Origin of the sequence: Streptosporangium amethystogenes subsp. fukuiense (assembly GCF_042665875.1) — a bacterium.
GTDB classification, from domain to species: domain Bacteria; phylum Actinomycetota; class Actinomycetes; order Streptosporangiales; family Streptosporangiaceae; genus Streptosporangium; species Streptosporangium fukuiense.
In genome coordinates, this window is sequence record NZ_JBHTEE010000001.1 from 5,150,176 (window position 1) to 5,165,196 (window position 15,021).

General features: G+C 70.4%; 19 protein-coding genes. 2 read left to right on the top strand and 17 right to left on the bottom strand.

What is annotated here, in order from left to right; translation table 11 throughout:
• Window positions 1–15: 15 nt before the first annotated feature.
• A complete protein-coding gene (locus ACFQVD_RS21925) occupies window positions 16–1,377 on the bottom strand; it encodes a CoA transferase (RefSeq protein ID WP_343971787.1) in 1,362 nt (453 codons plus the stop codon).
• Between the two features lie 86 nt (window positions 1,378–1,463).
• On the opposite strand from ACFQVD_RS21925, the gene ACFQVD_RS21930 reads away from it, so the two are divergent.
• Window positions 1,464–2,072, top strand: coding sequence for a murein hydrolase activator EnvC family protein (locus tag ACFQVD_RS21930; RefSeq protein WP_343971788.1), 609 nt, complete (start codon window positions 1,464–1,466; stop codon window positions 2,070–2,072).
• A 77-nt stretch (window positions 2,073–2,149) separates the two neighbouring features.
• On the opposite strand, the gene dprA is transcribed toward ACFQVD_RS21930, so the two are convergent.
• The 12 genes from dprA to rpsP all read right to left on the bottom strand — a co-directional run bounded on the left by dprA (window position 2,150) and on the right by rpsP (window position 11,101).
• On the bottom strand, window positions 2,150–3,463 hold the full coding sequence (gene dprA / locus ACFQVD_RS21935) for a DNA-processing protein DprA (protein ID WP_343971789.1): 1,314 nt from the start codon (window positions 3,461–3,463) through the stop codon (window positions 2,150–2,152).
• Complete coding sequence (locus ACFQVD_RS21940) at window positions 3,460–5,076, bottom strand: YifB family Mg chelatase-like AAA ATPase (protein WP_343971790.1); 1,617 nt, start codon at window positions 5,074–5,076, stop codon at window positions 3,460–3,462. Before ACFQVD_RS21940 ends, dprA begins: the two co-directional genes overlap by 4 nt.
• Window positions 5,077–5,138: 62 nt before the next feature.
• Window positions 5,139–5,492 carry a YraN family protein gene (locus ACFQVD_RS21945; protein ID WP_343971791.1) on the bottom strand — a complete coding sequence of 118 codons (354 nt, stop codon included), beginning with the start codon at window positions 5,490–5,492 and terminating at the stop codon, window positions 5,139–5,141.
• A 148-nt stretch (window positions 5,493–5,640) separates the two neighbouring features.
• Complete coding sequence (locus ACFQVD_RS21950; protein ID WP_030511723.1) at window positions 5,641–5,964, bottom strand: DUF2469 domain-containing protein; 324 nt, start codon at window positions 5,962–5,964, stop codon at window positions 5,641–5,643.
• Between the two features lie 39 nt (window positions 5,965–6,003).
• Window positions 6,004–6,690 carry a ribonuclease HII gene (locus ACFQVD_RS21955; RefSeq protein ID WP_343971904.1) on the bottom strand — a complete coding sequence of 229 codons (687 nt, stop codon included), beginning with the start codon at window positions 6,688–6,690 and terminating at the stop codon, window positions 6,004–6,006.
• Window positions 6,691–6,754: 64 nt separating this feature from the next.
• Complete coding sequence (gene lepB, locus ACFQVD_RS21960; protein ID WP_343971907.1) at window positions 6,755–7,348, bottom strand: signal peptidase I; 594 nt, start codon at window positions 7,346–7,348, stop codon at window positions 6,755–6,757.
• Between the two features lie 9 nt (window positions 7,349–7,357).
• On the bottom strand, window positions 7,358–8,224 hold the full coding sequence (gene lepB, locus ACFQVD_RS21965; protein WP_343971910.1) for a signal peptidase I: 867 nt from the start codon (window positions 8,222–8,224) through the stop codon (window positions 7,358–7,360).
• A gap of 155 nt (window positions 8,225–8,379) precedes the next feature.
• Window positions 8,380–8,733 (bottom strand): 50S ribosomal protein L19, encoded by a 354-nt coding sequence (gene rplS / locus ACFQVD_RS21970; RefSeq protein ID WP_343971913.1) that lies wholly within the window; start codon window positions 8,731–8,733, stop codon window positions 8,380–8,382.
• Between the two features lie 254 nt (window positions 8,734–8,987).
• Complete coding sequence (gene trmD / locus ACFQVD_RS21975) at window positions 8,988–9,779, bottom strand: tRNA (guanosine(37)-N1)-methyltransferase TrmD (RefSeq protein WP_343971916.1); 792 nt, start codon at window positions 9,777–9,779, stop codon at window positions 8,988–8,990.
• Between the two features lies 1 nt (window position 9,780).
• A complete protein-coding gene (gene rimM, locus ACFQVD_RS21980; protein WP_343971919.1) occupies window positions 9,781–10,296 on the bottom strand; it encodes a ribosome maturation factor RimM in 516 nt (171 codons plus the stop codon).
• A 93-nt stretch (window positions 10,297–10,389) separates the two neighbouring features.
• Window positions 10,390–10,632, bottom strand: a complete 243-nt coding sequence (locus tag ACFQVD_RS21985; protein WP_030906210.1) for an RNA-binding protein — start codon at window positions 10,630–10,632, stop codon at window positions 10,390–10,392.
• Window position 10,633: 1 nt separating this feature from the next.
• A complete protein-coding gene (gene rpsP / locus ACFQVD_RS21990; RefSeq protein ID WP_343971923.1) occupies window positions 10,634–11,101 on the bottom strand; it encodes a 30S ribosomal protein S16 in 468 nt (155 codons plus the stop codon).
• Between the two features lie 267 nt (window positions 11,102–11,368).
• On the opposite strand from rpsP, the gene ACFQVD_RS21995 reads away from it, so the two are divergent.
• Entirely contained in the window at window positions 11,369–11,887 is a 519-nt protein-coding gene (locus ACFQVD_RS21995) for a hypothetical protein (protein ID WP_343971926.1), read from the top strand.
• Here the strand turns inward: ACFQVD_RS21995 and ffh are convergent.
• The 4 genes from ffh to ACFQVD_RS22015 form a co-directional block, all read right to left on the bottom strand.
• Window positions 11,865–13,424 (bottom strand): signal recognition particle protein, encoded by a 1,560-nt coding sequence (gene ffh, locus ACFQVD_RS22000; RefSeq protein WP_343971929.1) that lies wholly within the window; start codon window positions 13,422–13,424, stop codon window positions 11,865–11,867. The two genes, ACFQVD_RS21995 and ffh, sit on opposite strands and share 23 nt — an antisense overlap.
• Window positions 13,425–13,509: 85 nt before the next feature.
• Entirely contained in the window at window positions 13,510–14,070 is a 561-nt protein-coding gene (locus tag ACFQVD_RS22005) for a GTP-binding protein (RefSeq protein ID WP_343972073.1), read from the bottom strand.
• A 13-nt stretch (window positions 14,071–14,083) separates the two neighbouring features.
• Window positions 14,084–14,542, bottom strand: coding sequence for a DUF742 domain-containing protein (locus tag ACFQVD_RS22010; RefSeq protein WP_386271913.1), 459 nt, complete (start codon window positions 14,540–14,542; stop codon window positions 14,084–14,086).
• 24 nt (window positions 14,543–14,566) lie between these two features.
• The gene (locus tag ACFQVD_RS22015) at window positions 14,567–14,980 is read right to left on the bottom strand and encodes a roadblock/LC7 domain-containing protein (protein ID WP_326646986.1); all 414 of its coding nucleotides are present in this window, start codon (window positions 14,978–14,980) and stop codon (window positions 14,567–14,569) included.
• Window positions 14,981–15,021 lie beyond the last annotated feature (41 nt).

A 15,021-nucleotide genomic window follows, 5' to 3' on the forward strand; every position in this document is an offset into this window, starting at 1 on the left:
CCCCACGCGGCCGCCTCACCACCAGGCGGGCGGGTGCTCGCCGTTCTCCGGAGGCGGGCTCGCCCAGTACGGCGAGACGCCGCCGACGGTGCCGGGGGGCCGGAGATAGGTCAGGCGGCCGAAGGCGCTGTCCGTCTCCTCGATCAGATCGGCGACCTCCGGCTCCGGGGTGGCCGCGCCGTCGACCCGGCCGAGGCCGTCCAGCCATCGCGCGGTCCCCGCCAGGGAGAGCTCGACCCTCCAGGAGCCTCCCTCGGCGGAACGGCGGAGCAGGGCGGCCATCGCCCCGAAAGCGGCCAGGTAGCCGGTGGCGTGGTCGAGGACCTGGGCGGGAAGCGGGTGTGGCCGTGACCCGTCGCCCCCCTCGTGCGCGATGCCGCAGGCCATCTGCACCAGGCTGTCGAACCCGCGCCGGAGCGCCCACGGCCCGTGCCCCCCGTACGCCGAGACGTCCACGCAGACGATCCCCGGCCTGATCGCCGCCAGTTCCCCGGGGCCGAACCCCAGCGATCGGAGGGCCCCCGGCCGGTAGGACTGCACGAACACGTCCGCCCCGGCCACCAGATCGCGCAGCGCGGCACTCCCGGCCGCCGTCCTCAGGTCGAGGTGACAGGACCGCTTGCCGAACGCGGTGCCGATCACCAGCCCCGGCACCTCTGGAAGGTGCCCGGCGCCCACCCTGAGCACCTGGGCACCGTGGGCCGCCAGCGTGCGTGTCGCCACCGGCCCCGCGATCACCCTGGTCAGGTCGAGCACCCGCACCCCGTCCAGCGGCCGCCTTCCTCCCCTCCTCGGGGCCCGCACACCGCCGGGGTCGCCGAGCCGGGTGTCACCGAGCCGCGTCAGGCCGACGAGCGGCGCCGCGGCGACCCCCCGGGCCTGGGGGTGCTCGCGCCATTCGGCACGGCTGCGCATGGCCGCGGCGCATCCCCCCGCGGCCGTCACCGACTCCTCGACCTCGACGGCGGCACGGCCGGCGCAGGCGCGCACGACGGCGTCCCTGCCCGCGTCCGGGGGAAGTCCCAGCGCCGCGAGAGCCGCGTCACGGTGGTGGTCGAAGTTGCAGTGCAACCGGACCCAGCCATCGGCCGCGCGGTAGTCCCCCGAGAGAGGTGCCCACAGCTCCCCGGCGACTCCGTCGATCCTGAAGTGACGCTCGTCCCTGAAGGCCGCCGCCGCCTCCCGTACGTCCACCGCCACCTCACGCCCGCCTCCCCCGAGCGCCGCGGCCGCCGCGGTGGCGGCTCCGACGGCGACGGCGGCGGCACCGCCCACCCGGAAGACGGAAGGCAGTACCGGATCATCCCCGGTCACCCGTACCGGTGGCAGCTCGATCCCCACCTCGGCCGCCAGCTCGCGAATACGTTCTTCGACCACGTGATCCCTCCACAGCCTCGGCCGCCTATCCACAGAATCCAGTTCGGCCCATATCCGCCACACCGCTGGTCCGCATGCTCGCAGGCATGAGACCCTTCCCCGCCATGGGGCTGCGAGCCGTGCTCTGCTCGCTGATCCTGGCCATTCCGGCGGCCGGAGCCCACCACGCGACCGCCCTCGCGTCCCCCGGCGGAGAAACCGGCGGAGCAACCGGCCGCGGGGCCGCACTCGGCACGGCCGGGTCGACGCGTCCGGTCTGGGGATGGCCGCTCGCCGGGCGGCCACGGGTGCTCAGGGAGTTCGCGCCACCGGCGCAGCCGTGGCTGGCCGGCCACAGGGGCACCGACCTCGCCGCGTCACCCGGAGCCGAGGTGCGCGCCGCGGGAGCCGGAACGGTCGGCTACGCGGGCCCGCTCGCAGACCGTGGAGTGGTGACCGTGCTCCACTCCGACGGCCTGCGGACGACCTACCTGCCCGTCCGGCCCTCGGTGGGACGCGGTCGGGCGGTGGCCACCGGCGAGGTGATCGGCGTCCTCCAGGACGTCCCCGGGCACTGCCCCACCGCCTGCCTGCACTGGGGTCTGCTCCGCGACCGCGCCTATCTCGACCCCCTGCTCCTTCTCGGTCACGGCCAGGTCCGCCTGCTCCCCCTGTGGCCCGGCCGGGATCTCGCCGGCCATCCCGCACAGCGGTGATCACCGATGGGCGGGCCGGATGCCAAGGCGGCCACCTCCGGGACCGGGCGGGTGTGCCCGCCCGGCCCGGGAGGTGGCTATCCGCCGAAAGGACGATCGGCGCGGAGACGCCAGCCCTGGGAGACGCGCTCGACGTAGCCCGCGGCGGCCAGGCCGCCGAGACAGGAGAGCACGGTCTCCAGGTCGACGCCCGCGGCGACGGCTATCGTCGCCGGCCCCATGCCGATCCGGGTGGGCATGGCCTCGACGACCTTCCTGCTCTCCGGGTCGAGCCGGTCACGGGAGAGCACCGGCCCGCGCGCTTCGGGGGCCAGGTCGGTGCCCATCGTTCCGGCGAGCTCGATCACCTCCTCGGCACCGGTGACGCAGACGGCTTTGCCCTGGCGGATCAGCCGATGGCACCCTGCCGAGGCATCCGAGGTCACCGGGCCCGGCACCGCGGCCAGCTGCCGGTTGAGCACGACCGCGTGCCCGGCGGTGTTGAGCGCCCCGCTGCGCACGGCGGCCTCGACGACCACGGTGCTCCGTGACAGGGCCGCGATGAGACGGTTCCTGACCAGGAACCTCGGCCGGGTCGGGTGCGCGCCCATGGGACTTTCGCTGACCAGCACCCCCTGCGCCCGAACGGCCGCGAACAGCTGCTGGTGCGCGCTGGGATAGGCGACGTCGGCGCCACAGGCGAGCACGACGACGGTCGGTGCCTCGCAGGCGAGCGCACCGCGGTGGGCGGCGCCGTCGATGCCGTAGGCGCCGCCGGAGACGACCCCCCATCCCCTCTCGCCCAGTCCCGCCCCGAGCTCCGCCGCCACGTGCGTGCCGTATGGCGTGGCGGCCCGGGAACCCACGACGGCAACGGATCTGAGGCAGGAGAATCGCAGGTCGGCGTCGCCGTGCAGCCAGAGCGCATGGGGCCGGGAGTCTCCCAGGTCATCCAGCTGGCTCGGCCACTCGGCATCGCCGGGAATCACCAGCCTGGCGCCTATCCGCTCGCCCTCGGCCAGATCGCGCTCGGGGTCGGCCGTCCTCAGCCGGGCCGCCCAGGAGGCGACCATCCGGTCGAACCTGGCCGCGAGCCGTCCGTCCCACCCGGCCCTCCTGCCACCGCCCGCCCCTGAGACGCTGCCTGAGACGCCGTCGGGCACACCGGCCCCTCCCCCACCTCGGTCCGAGCCCCTGCCGTACCGACCGGAGTCCTCGTCGCAGGGACCGGGACCCCCAGCCGGGCGGCCGTGGGTGTCGGCGAACCATCGGGTGAGATCCGCGTCCGCGGCGCCCTCCCGGACCAGTGCGACGGCGGCCTGCGGGCCGCGCAGGGCGACGAGCGCGCCCATCGCGGTGTCACCCGGTTCGGCCAGGCGCATCAGAGTGAGACGCGCGAGCCTGTCGTTCAACGTTCCTCCCCCAGCCACAGCCCGAGGGCGGAGTTGGTCTCGTGCGGCTCCGGCCGGTCCTTGCCGGCGAGATCGGCCAGGGTCCAGGCCAGTTTGATGATCCGGTCAAGACCCCGGGCGCTCAACAGGCCGCTGTCGAGATACCGGAGCAGCGGTGACATCGCCGCGGGCGGCGGCCGGTACTCGGCGTGGAGGGCGCGAGCGGGCATCTCCGCGTTGCAGCGCCACGGCGTGTTCGCGAACCGCTTGGCGGCGCGCTCACGGGCGAGCAGCACCCGCTCCGCCACCACCCTGCTGGGCTCGATGAAGCGGCGGTCGGCGAGGAGTTCGCGCCGGGTCGACCTGGCCAGGCTGACCTTGACGTCCACCCGGTCGAGCAGCGGGCCGGAGAGCCTGGCGAGATAGCGGCGGCGGGCGGCGGGAGCGCACCCGCACGGATCCTTGGGGGTGGAGGGCCGCGCGCACGGGCACCTGTTGGCCGCCAGCACCAGCGCGAACCTGGCGGGGAAGGTCACCGCCCCCAGCGCCCTGGAGACCGTCACCCGGCCCGATTCGAGCGGCTGCCTGAGCGCGTCGAGAACGGTCGTCGAGAACTCGGGGGCCTCGTCGAGAAAGAGCACTCCCCGGTGGGCCAGTGAGACCGCACCGGGACGGATCATCCCGCTGCCCCCGCCGATGACGGACGCGACGGTCGCGGTGTGGTGTGGCGCCACGAACGGCGGGCGGACCAGCAGGGGGCGATCCCTGGGCAGCACTCCGGCGACCGAGTGTATGGCGGTCACCTCCAGGGCCTGATCCCACTCCAGGGCCGGCAGCAGGGTCGGCAACCGCTCGGCGAGCATGGTCTTGCCGGTGCCGGGAGGACCGAGCATCCAGAGGTTGTGGCCACCGGCGGCGCAGACCTCCAGCGCGCGGCGGGCGACGGGTTGCCCGGCGACGTCTCCCAGGTCGGGACCGTCCTCGGCGCCACCGGCGGCGCCGTCTCCCAGATCTCCCAGGTCGTGCCCGGGGACGGTCTCGCCGGGACATCCCGACGGGAGCGGGCGCGCGGCCCGGTGACCGGGATCTCCGGCACCGTCCAGGACGCCTCCCGGCGACTCGCCGCTCCGCAGCCCGCTCACCAGCGCCCCCAGGGTGGTCGCGGGGATCACGGTCACGCCCGGCACCAGGCCCGCCTCGGCGGCGTTGCGCGCGGGGACGACGACGGTGCGGGCACCCGCGGCGACGGCCGCCAGCACCGCGGGGAGAACACCCCTCACCGGCCGCACCGAGCCGTCGAGACCCAGTTCACCCAGGAAGAACGGCTCGGCGACCCTGGCCGCGGGCACGAATCCGGCCGCCGCGAGCAGGGCCATCGCGATCGCCAGGTCGAAGAGGCTGCCCCGCTTGGGCAGGCTGGCGGGAAACAGGCTGACGGTGATCCGGGCGTCGGGCCACGCGTACCGGCTGTTGACCAGGGCGGAGCGGACCCGGTCGCGGGCTTCGCTCAGCGCGGTGTCCAGCATGCCGATCAGGTGCAGACCCGCGACACCGCTGCCGATGTCGGCCTCGATCTCGACGAGACGGCCGGTCACCCCGACCAGGGCGACGCAGCGCGTGCGTGCGACGGCCACTCACCTCACCTCCCACCGGGCGGGACGTGGGGAACGAACGATCCAGGACAGGCCAGGGGACATCAGCACACCCCCCGCTCGTGGCGGATGGCGAAATCCCCGGCGAACCGCTCAAGGGCGACGACGTCGACGCGGATCGCGTCGCACGTCTCCCGGTGCTCGGCGACCCATCTGGCCACGAGCATGCGCAGACGCGCGATCTTCGCATCGGTGACCGCCTCGAAGGCGGTGCCGTGACGGCGACCGGAGCGGGTCTTCACCTCCACCGCGACGAGCGTGCGCCCCTCCCGGGCGACGACGTCGATCTCCCCGTCCGGGCATCGCCAGTTGCGATCCAGAATCTGCAGGTCGTGTGCGAGCAGATAGTCGACGGCGACCTGTTCGCCGTACCTGCCGAGCTCGTCCTTCGCGGCCATGGAACCACCTCCGGTTCCCGACCTTCGCTCAGCTCACCGCGCCCCCGACGAGCCGAACGGGATTCTGTGGACAACCGGCCGAACACGAGGCGCGCCTGTGGACAGCGTTCTCCCCGGTTCGGCAATGGTCAAAAGGCCGTAAATCCTCTCAGGAGGAGAAGCCCTCCTTCGGCATCTCCAGGTCGGGTTTGGCGAGTTCCTCGACGTTCACGTCCTTGAAGGTCACCACTCGGACGTTCTTGACGAACCTCGCGGGCCGGTACATGTCCCAGACCCAGGCGTCCTGCATCTTCACGTCGAAGAACACGTCGCCGTTCTCGGCGGTCCGCACGTCGAGATCGACGGAGTTGGTGAGATAGAAGCGCCGCTCAGTCTCCACGACGTATGTGAACAGGCCGACAACGTCGCGATACTCACGGTAAAGCTGCAGCTCCATCTCGGTTTCGTACTTCTCGAGATCCTCTGCGCTCATACCGGTCCTCCTGTTAAACGCACACCCCGGCCCGCCCGATCAGACGGCACCGGCCCCCAGTTCATTCTCACCCATCACCTCGCCCGCTCCTGACCGTGCCACCGTCGAGAACGAGAAGCGGTGGTCCGGACACGGACCGTAGGTGCTGAGAGCCCTGCGATGATCGACAGTGCCATACCCCTTGTGCGCGGCGAATCCGTACCGGGGATGACGTTCGTGTAACGCGACCATCATCTCGTCCCGCGTCACCTTGGCCACGATCGAGGCCGCGGCGATGCAGGCCGCGACCTGATCTCCCTTCCACACCCCCAATGACGGCACGGGCAGCCCGGGAACGGGGAACCCGTCGGTGAGAACGTAGCCGGGCTGACGGGAGAGTCGCGCCACGGCCCTGCGCATCCCATCGATGTTGGATCTGTGCAGACCGCGGGCGTCGATCTCACCCGGCGGGATCACCATCACGCTCACCGCCTCCGCGGTCGCCGCGATCCGCTCGTACAGCGCCTCGCGCCGGGAGGCCGTCAGCTGCTTGGAGTCACCCAGGCCGTCGATCCGGCCGCCCAGCATCACGGCGGCGACCACCAGAGGCCCGGCACAGGCGCCCCGGCCCGCCTCGTCGACCCCCGCCACGGGACCGAGCCCGCGGCGGTCAAGGGCCCGCTCGTAGCCGTACAGCCCTAGATCGCGCCGGACCACGCTGGGCCTGGGGCGAAACGCAACCGTCATGACACCTCGGGTGACACAGCGACCATGACCAGAGAGTACGCCCCCTCCGGTGCATTCGGTACCGCTATCTCACCTTGAGAAAGCTTTCCGGCCTCGAAAGGATCGTGGCCCGGGAGAACGGCCAGTAGATCGCCACCGCACGGCCGACGACGTCGTCCTCGGGGATCGTGCCCTCCTCCTTCTGCTCCTCGTGGGCGCGCGAGTCGGCGGAGGCGGTGCGGTGGTCGCCCATGACCCACAGTCTCCCGGCGGGGACCACCTTCTCGAACGCGTCCCCCGAGGGGAGGTCGTCGGGGTGCAGGTAGGAGCCCTCTTCGAGCGGCACTCCGTTGACCGTGATCCGCTTCTGGGCGTCACAGCACTTCACCGTGTCACCGCCGACCGCGATGACCCGCTTGATGGTGTCCTCGTCGTTCCAGCCCTTGAAGACCACGATGTCGCCACGCTCGGCGTCGCCGTGCAGCTTGTTGACGACCACCCGGTCACCCACCTGAAGGGTGTTCTCCATCGACTCCGACGGGATCCAGAACGACTGGAAGACGAAGGCCTGCAACAGCAGCGCCACCGCCACCCCGCACACCAGCAGGAACAGCGACTCGCGCAGGTTGCCGCCCTTGCCGGACTTCTTGTTCTTGTCAGCCTCGGGTTCCGCGGTCATGAGGTTCGGCTACCGCCTCGAAAGCCGGCGACGGCGCCACAGCACCAGCGGCACCGCGCCCGCGAAGCCCGCGAGGAACGGGGTCGCGCCTCCCACAGCCGCGGCGGCCTTGAGAGCCGGCTGACCGAAGGTGTCGGGAATGGGAATGGTCGTGGCCCTGGAGAACGGCCACACGATCACGAAGGCCCGGCCGATCACCTTGTCCACCGAGATCGTCCCGCCGCCGGGATCGCCCAGGTGGGAGCGAGAGTCGAGGGAGACCATCCGGTGGTCGCCCATCACCCACAGGCGGCCCTCGGGGACCTTGGCCTCGAAGAACTTCTGGGACGGCACGTCACCCGGATAGAGGTAGTCCTCGTCGAGGGGGACCCCGTTGACCGTCACCCGGCCCTGGGCGTCGCAGCACTTCACCGTGTCGCCACCGACGCCGATGACCCGCTTGATGTAGTCCTTCTCGCCGGGGACCACGCCGAAGGCGGTTCCGACCCAGTGGAAGAACCCCGCGACCGGGTTGGACGGCTCCTCGAGGTCGATCTCGGGATCCCAGGAGTCGACCCCGGAGAACACCACCACGTCGCCGCGTTCGATGTCCCGGACGCGGTAGACGAGCTTGTTGACCAGGACCCGGTCGTTCGTGAGGAGGGTGTTCTCCATCGACTCCGAAGGAATGTAGAACGCCTGGATCACGAAGGTCTTGATTATGAGAGCGAGCACCACCGCCACCACGATCAGAACAGGCAGCTCCTTCCAGAAGGAGCCCTTCTTCTTGTCCTTGTCGCTCTTGGCGTTCTTCTGGGTGTCTTCGGCGACCACGTCCACCTCGTCCTCGACAGGTCGACGCGAGACTGCGCCGTACTCCCGGTCTTCGCTAGTCATCGCTGACGAGCCTAGATGATGGGCGGCACCAAGTGGTCGAGTGACGGGGTACCGCATAGCCATGCGTATTGCCATAGGAGGTCAAACCTCCTTACATGCGACTGGCCCGCTCCCCGGAAAAGAGGGCGCGGGCCAGGGCGGCGACTGGCGCGCGCCTAGCGGGCCTCGCGCTTCTCGCGAATACGGGCGGCCTTGCCGCGCAGGTCGCGCATGTAGTAGAGCTTGGCCCGGCGGACGTCGCCACGGGTCACCAGGACGATCTTCTCGATGACCGGGCTGTGCACCGGGAAGGTACGCTCGACGCCGACGCTGTAGCTGACCTTGCGAACCGTGAAGGTCTCGCGGGCGCCGCCGCCCTGGCGGCGAAGGACGAAGCCCTTGAAGACCTGGACACGGGACCTGCTGCCCTCGATGACCCGGACGTGGACCTCAAGCGTGTCACCGGGCCGGAAGTCCGGGATGTCGGTGCGGAGCGCGGACTTCTCGAGCTCGCTGATCAGCGTGTGCATGGCAGTGGTACCTCGTTTTTGAACGCACCCGGAGGTCCATCCGGCCGCGACGGGGCGGCGTCGTGATGGACACGCGTGCTGAAGTGGACTGTGTCTCGGGAGCCGGGTCGCTCTTCCGGCAGTGCGCGCCGACCCATGGACGGTCGGCGGCAACGCTTCAGTCTGCCATATTTTCCCGACCGACCGGAAATCAGCCGGTCAGGGCGACCGTACCAGCCCTCATGGCGACTCTGCCGGTCAGGGGACGTAACCGGTCAGGGAGCCGGGTCGGCGGGTCCGGTCCCGGGCCGGTCGAGCTCGGACAGGAGCTGCCTGTCGTGCTTGTCCAGGCTCTGCGGGGCGAGCGCCGCCAGCAGTTCGGGCCGGTTCCTCGCGGTGCGGCGCAGTGCCTGGTCCCGCCGCCATCGGGCGATCCTTCCGTGATGCCCGGAGAGCAGGATCTCCGGCACCTCGTGCCCCCGCCACTCGGGCGGCTTGGTGTAGACGGGACCTTCGAGAAGGTTCTCCATCGCACCGGGCGCGAAGGAGTCGTCCACGGCCGAGTGGACGTTGCCGAGTACGCCCGGCAACAGCCGCCCGATGGCCTCGATCATCACCAGCACGGCCACCTCGCCTCCGGCGAGCACGTAGTCGCCGATGCTGACCTCGTCCACGCGCATGCGCGCGCCGTACTCGGCCATCACCCTGGAGTCGATGCCCTCGTAGCGGGCCGGGGTGAACAGCAGCCAGGGCTCGGCGGCGTACTCCATCGCCAGCTTCTGGGTGAAGGGCACACCACTGGGGGTCGGCACGATCATCCGCGGCGGGGCCGTGGGATCCGCGGCGAGGACCTCGTCGAGGGCCTCTCCCCAGGGTTCGGGCTTCATGACCATGCCGGGGCCGCCCCCGTAGGGGGTGTCGTCCACGGTGCGGTGCACGTCGTGGGCGTGGTCGCGGAGCTGGTGGAGACGGACGTCGAGGATGCCGCGCTCGCGGGCCTTGCCGATGAGGGAGACGTCCAGGGGGGCGAAGTACTCGGGGAAGATCGAGATGACGTCGACGCGCATGTCAGACGATCTCGTCCGGATCGAGCAGTCCCGCCGGAGCGTCCACGACGAGGATGCCCTTCTCAAGGTCGATCACCGGGACCAGCGCCTTGACGAACGGCACGTAGACCTCCGCCTTCCCACGCCGTACGACGAGCAGGTCCTGGCCGTGATGGAGCACGTCGGAGACCTCGCCCACCCGCTCGCCGTCGGTCTTGACCACGGCGAGGCCGATGAGCTGATGATCGTAGAACTCGTCGGGATCGTCGGACGGCGGGATGTCCGCCGAGTCGATGACGAGCATGGTGCCGCGGAGCTCCTCGGCGTGGTCCCGGTCGCTCACGCCCTCGAACCTGACCAGCAGGATGCCCGAATGCCAGCGGCGGGACTCGACGACCAGCGGGCCTGCCGAGGCGGGGTCGGTGGCCAGGGCCGTGCCCGGGGCGAAGCGCCTGTCAGGCTCGTCGGTGCGTACTTCCACGGACACGTCTCCGCGGAGTCCGTGCGGGCGGCCGATCCGCCCTACGACGAGCTGCACGCCCGCCTCCTCACATAGTGGTGCCGGTGGAAAGCAGACGGGCCACCCGCGCTGGGCGGGTGGCCCGTTCGCTCGATTGGACGCGTCCGGCGGCTAGCGGGCCTCGTTCAGGTCGAGCAGATCGACCCGGACGTACTTGCCGTCGCCGAGGGCGTTCACGACCGTGCGAAGCGCCTTGGCCGTACGGCCACCGCGGCCGATGACCTTACCGAGGTCCTCGGGATGCACCCGGACCTCAAGCACACGCCCGCTGCGGATGCGGCGAGCGTGCACCTGGACGTCGTCGGGATATTCGACGATGCCCTTCACCAGGTGCTCGAGGGCCTCCTCAAGCACCTCAGGCCTCGCCTTCCGGCTTCTCCTCGGCGGCCGCGGTGGGCTCAGCCGGGGCCTCGACGGGGGCCTCTTCAGCCTTGGGAGCCGCCTTGCGGGTCGACTTCTTCGGCGTGGTGGCGGCTTCCAGAGACAGCGCCTCCTTGGCCGCGGCCTCGTAGACGGCGTGACGGTCGGCCTTGGGCTCGGCGACCAGGAGCGGAGCCGGAGCCGACTCGCCCTTGAACTTCTGCCAGTCGCCGGTGAGCTTGAGGAGCTTGAGGACGGGCTCGGTCGGCTGCGCGCCGACACCCAGCCAGTAGGCCGCCCGCTCGGAGTCGACCTCGATGCGCGAGGGGTTCTCCTTCGGGTGGTAGAGGCCGATCTCCTCGATCGCCCGGCCGTCACGCTTGGTGCGGCTGTCGGCGATGACGATGCGGTACTGCGGGTTGCGGATCATGCCGAGCCGCTTGAGCTTGATCTTGACTGCCACTGGTGTGGTCTCTCCTGCATTAGAGCGTGGGTGAGCGGTGTCTCATCGAGTGGGGCACGAGGAGAGGACCGATCGAGGGACAGGCATGGCACGCGGGAGTGAGAGGGCAACCACGTGTCACGATGTTCCAACATGTCATTGTGCCAGACGCGCGGGGGTGCCCGGCCAATCCACGGCCATCCCCTGCGGCGGCCGGAGGGCAAATCTCGGTAATCCACGTGTGTCCGGGCCCCCGGCGGGTCCGGCCTGCTGCGCTAAATGGCCGCCGTGGCAACCACCCTCAGATCTCTGCTGCTGACCGCGACCGGATCCATCACCGTGCTGGGAGCGGTGCTGACCATCAGGGCGGTCCCTGCCGGTCAGGCCGACGCGCCGCCGGCGTCCGCCCCGCCCCCCGCCGTGATCACGGGAGGAGGAACGTCCCTGCCTCCTCAGGCCCCGCTCCTGCCCGGGGCTCCGGCGCGGCCGGGAGCACCCGCCCCGCCGGAGACACTCGAACCCCCGGGGACCGCCTCACGGTTCGGAGCCCCCGTCCTGCCCGAGGCGCCGATCCTGCCGGGAGCCGCCCAGGCGCCGGAGATCCCCGCACCCCCGGGAGCACCCGCGCGGCCCGCCTACCCGCCGTACGATCCGTCGGCCGGGATGCCGTGGTGGGAGCGCTACTTCGGACGTACCCCGAGCAGTTCGAGCACGGCCACCAGGATGAACCCCGAGACGATGATCACCCAGATCCATCTGGCACGCGCGTGGAAGGGTCCATCGCTCATTTCTGACCGGGGAGTTTGAACTTCGAGGGGTCGAAGCCCGGCGGCAGCTCCAGGCCGGGAGGCAGCTGCTGCCGGGAACCGAGCTTGCCGAGGAGGCCGTTCCCCGCCGGGGTCGCGGGCTCGCCGGACTTGTCGGGGGCGGCCTTGCCGAGGGCCGCCTTACGCGGGTCACCGCTGACCCTGCGTCCCTTGGCCGCCTTCTTCTGCGCGGCCTTGGCCCCCTTGCGACCGCCGGGCATCCCGGGGATGCCCATGCCGCCGGCCATCCGCTTCATCATCTTCTGAGCGTCGAAGAAGCGGGTGACCAGGCCGCTCACCTCGGTCACCGTCACACCGGAGCCCTTCGCGATACGGGCACGGCGTGAGCCGTCGATCATCTTCGGATTGTGACGCTCGGCGGGGGTCATGGAGCGGATGATGGCGGCGATCCGGTCGAGGTCGCGGTCGTCCACCTGGTTCAGCTGATCACGCATCTGCCCCATACCGGGCATCATGCCGAGCAGGTTCTTGATGGGGCCCATCTTCTGGACCATCATCATCTGCTCGAGGAAGTCCTCCAGGGTGAAGCCCTCGCCCGAGGTGAGCTTGCTCGCCATCTTGGCGGCCTCGGCCTCGTCGAAGGTCTTCTGGGCCTGCTCGATCAGGGTGAGGATGTCACCCATGTCGAGGATGCGGGAGGCCATCCGGTCCGGGTGGAAGGCGTCGAAGTCCTCGAGCTTCTCACCGGTGGACGCGAACATGATCGGCCTGCCGGTGATGTGGCGGACCGACAGCGCGGCGCCGCCGCGGGCGTCACCGTCGAGCTTGGTCAGCACGACGCCGTCGAAACCGACGCCCTCCATGAACGCCTGGGCCGTGCCGACGGCGTCCTGGCCGATCATCGCGTCGACGACGAAGAGGACCTCGTCGGGCGAGACCGCGTCGCGGATGTCCGCCGCCTGCCTCATCAGCTCCTGGTCGATGCCCAGGCGGCCCGCGGTGTCGATGATGACGATGTCGTGCTGCTGCCGCTTGGCGTGGTCGATCGACTGGCGGGCCACCGCTACCGGGTCGCCGACGCCGTTTCCCGGCTCGGGCGCGTAGACCGCGACGCCCGCGCGCTCGGCCACGACCGAGAGCTGCTGTACCGCGTTGGGCCGCTGGAGGTCGGCGGCGACCAGCAGCGGCGTGTGGTTCTGCTCACGCAGCCAGCGGGCGAGCTTGCCGGCCAGGGTCGTCTTGCCCGCACCCTGCAGACCCGCGAGCATCACGACGGTCGGCGGGTTCTTGGCATAGCGGAGCCGCCGGGTCTCGCCGCCGAGGATCTCGATGAGCTCGTCATTGACGATCTTGACGACCTGCTGCGCCGGGTTCAGCGCCTGGGAGACCTCGGCGCCGCGGGCGCGCTCCTTGACCTGGGCGACGAACGCCTTGACCACGGGCAGCGCGACATCGGCCTCGAGGAGCGCGATGCGGATCTCGCGGCAGGTCGCGTCGATGTCGGCCTCGGAGAGCCGACCCTTGGATCGAAGGGAGGAGAAGACCGATGTCAGCCGGTCGGAAAGCGTCTCGAACACGTGATTGGCCAGCCTCTGCGCTACAGGTCTGCGACTCGACCTCCCAGCCTATCCGCTGGGAGGTGCGACTGACGCCCTCCCGGGGTCAGCGGCCCCAGCCGGGAACGGCCATTCGCATGGTGAGCGCGTGCTCCACAAGCGTGATGAGCGTGGCCTTCACCGCGTCGCGCGAGCGGGCGTCGGTCCTGGAGATGGGGATGTGAGGCGCCAGCGTCAGCGCCTCGCGTACCTCCTCCTCGCCGTGCAGGTAGTTGCCGTCCCACCCGTTGACCGCGACGACGAAGGGGAGCTTCGCCTCCTCGAAGTAGTCGATCGCCGGGAAGCTGTCGGCCAGCCGCCGGGTGTCGACGAGCACGATCGCACCGATCGCGCCCTTCACGAGGTCGTCCCACATGAACCAGAACCGGTGCTGACCCGGCGTACCGAACAGGTACAGGATCAGGTCGCGGTCCAGCGAGACCCGGCCGAAGTCCATCGCGACCGTGGTGGTGGTCTTGTTCGGGGTGAGGCCGAGATCGTCGATCCCGGCGCTGGCGTCGGTCATCACCGCCTCCGTGGTCAGCGGCAGGATTTCCGACACCGCCCCCACGAACGTGGTCTTACCGACACCGAATCCCCCGGCGACGACGATTTTCGTCGATGACAGGCCGCCGCCGCGGCTAGAGCCTGCGAAGTCCACTGAGCACCCTTTCCAGCAGGTTGAGATCCGGCTTGCCCGCGTCCAGCTGAGGCTGATGCAGCTGGATCAGACCCTCGGCGGCCATGTCGGCGACCAGGATCCGGGTCACGCCGAGCGGGATGCGGAGCATCGCGGAGATCTCAGCGACCGAACGCACTTGCCGGCACAGGGCGCTGATCGCCTGATACTCCGGAGTGCGGGTGGATAAATCGTGATGTATGGAGGTCGCCGAGGAGACCAGGGCCTCCAGGGCGAGTTGGGTCCGGGGGGCGGTACGCCCCCCGGTCACGGCATACGGACGAACGAGGGAGCTCTGCTCCGACGGCGCCGGCTGCATGAGATGCGAGGGCCCCACCTGTTGCCGGTGGGGGTCGTCCATCGAATGGTAGGGAAACCCGCCGTGCGGGTCGCCCTCACCGGTCCAGCCGCGGCCTGCCACGACAGCCTCCTAGCGTCATCGCCGTCACCGTGAGTGGGAAGACTGCAGTTCCGCACGGACGGCCGGGGTCAGCACCTGGCCTGCCCGCTCGACGAGCATCGTCATCTGGTAGGCCACCAGTCCCATGTCACAGTCGGCGGCGGCCAGCACCGCCAGACAGGAACCGTCACTGATGGACATGATGAGGAGCAGCCCTCGTTGCATCTCCACCACGGTCTGGGTGACCGCACCGCCTTCGAAAACCCGCGAGGCGCCCTGGGTCAGGCTGATCAGGCCGGCCGCGACCGCGGCCAGCTGGTCCGCCCTGTCCCTGGGAAACCCGTCGGAATACGCCAACGGCAGACCGTCCGCCGACACGACGACTGTGTGCGCCACACCTGGGACGTTGTTCACAAAGTCAGTGATCAGCCAATTGACCCCCCGGGCGGCCTGGCTCATTTCGCGCACGTGTCATCCTCCTTGGCGACCATGATGAGCTC

Coding starts and splice junctions, on each gene's coding strand:
- lepB (WP_343971907.1), bottom strand. CDS start 7,348: ATGACCGCGGAACCCGAGGCTGACAAGAACAAGAAGTCCGGCAAGGGC.
- rplS (WP_343971913.1), bottom strand. CDS start 8,733: ATGCACACGCTGATCAGCGAGCTCGAGAAGTCCGCGCTCCGCACCGAC.
- ACFQVD_RS22015 (WP_326646986.1), bottom strand. CDS start 14,980: ATGAGCCAGGCCGCCCGGGGGGTCAATTGGCTGATCACTGACTTTGTG.
- ACFQVD_RS21955 (WP_343971904.1), bottom strand. CDS start 6,690: ATGACGGTTGCGTTTCGCCCCAGGCCCAGCGTGGTCCGGCGCGATCTA.
- ACFQVD_RS21950 (WP_030511723.1), bottom strand. CDS start 5,964: ATGAGCGCAGAGGATCTCGAGAAGTACGAAACCGAGATGGAGCTGCAG.
- ACFQVD_RS21945 (WP_343971791.1), bottom strand. CDS start 5,492: ATGGCCGCGAAGGACGAGCTCGGCAGGTACGGCGAACAGGTCGCCGTC.
- lepB (WP_343971910.1), bottom strand. CDS start 8,224: ATGACTAGCGAAGACCGGGAGTACGGCGCAGTCTCGCGTCGACCTGTC.
- ACFQVD_RS21930 (WP_343971788.1), top strand. CDS start 1,464: ATGAGACCCTTCCCCGCCATGGGGCTGCGAGCCGTGCTCTGCTCGCTG.
- trmD (WP_343971916.1), bottom strand. CDS start 9,779: ATGCGCGTCGACGTCATCTCGATCTTCCCCGAGTACTTCGCCCCCCTG.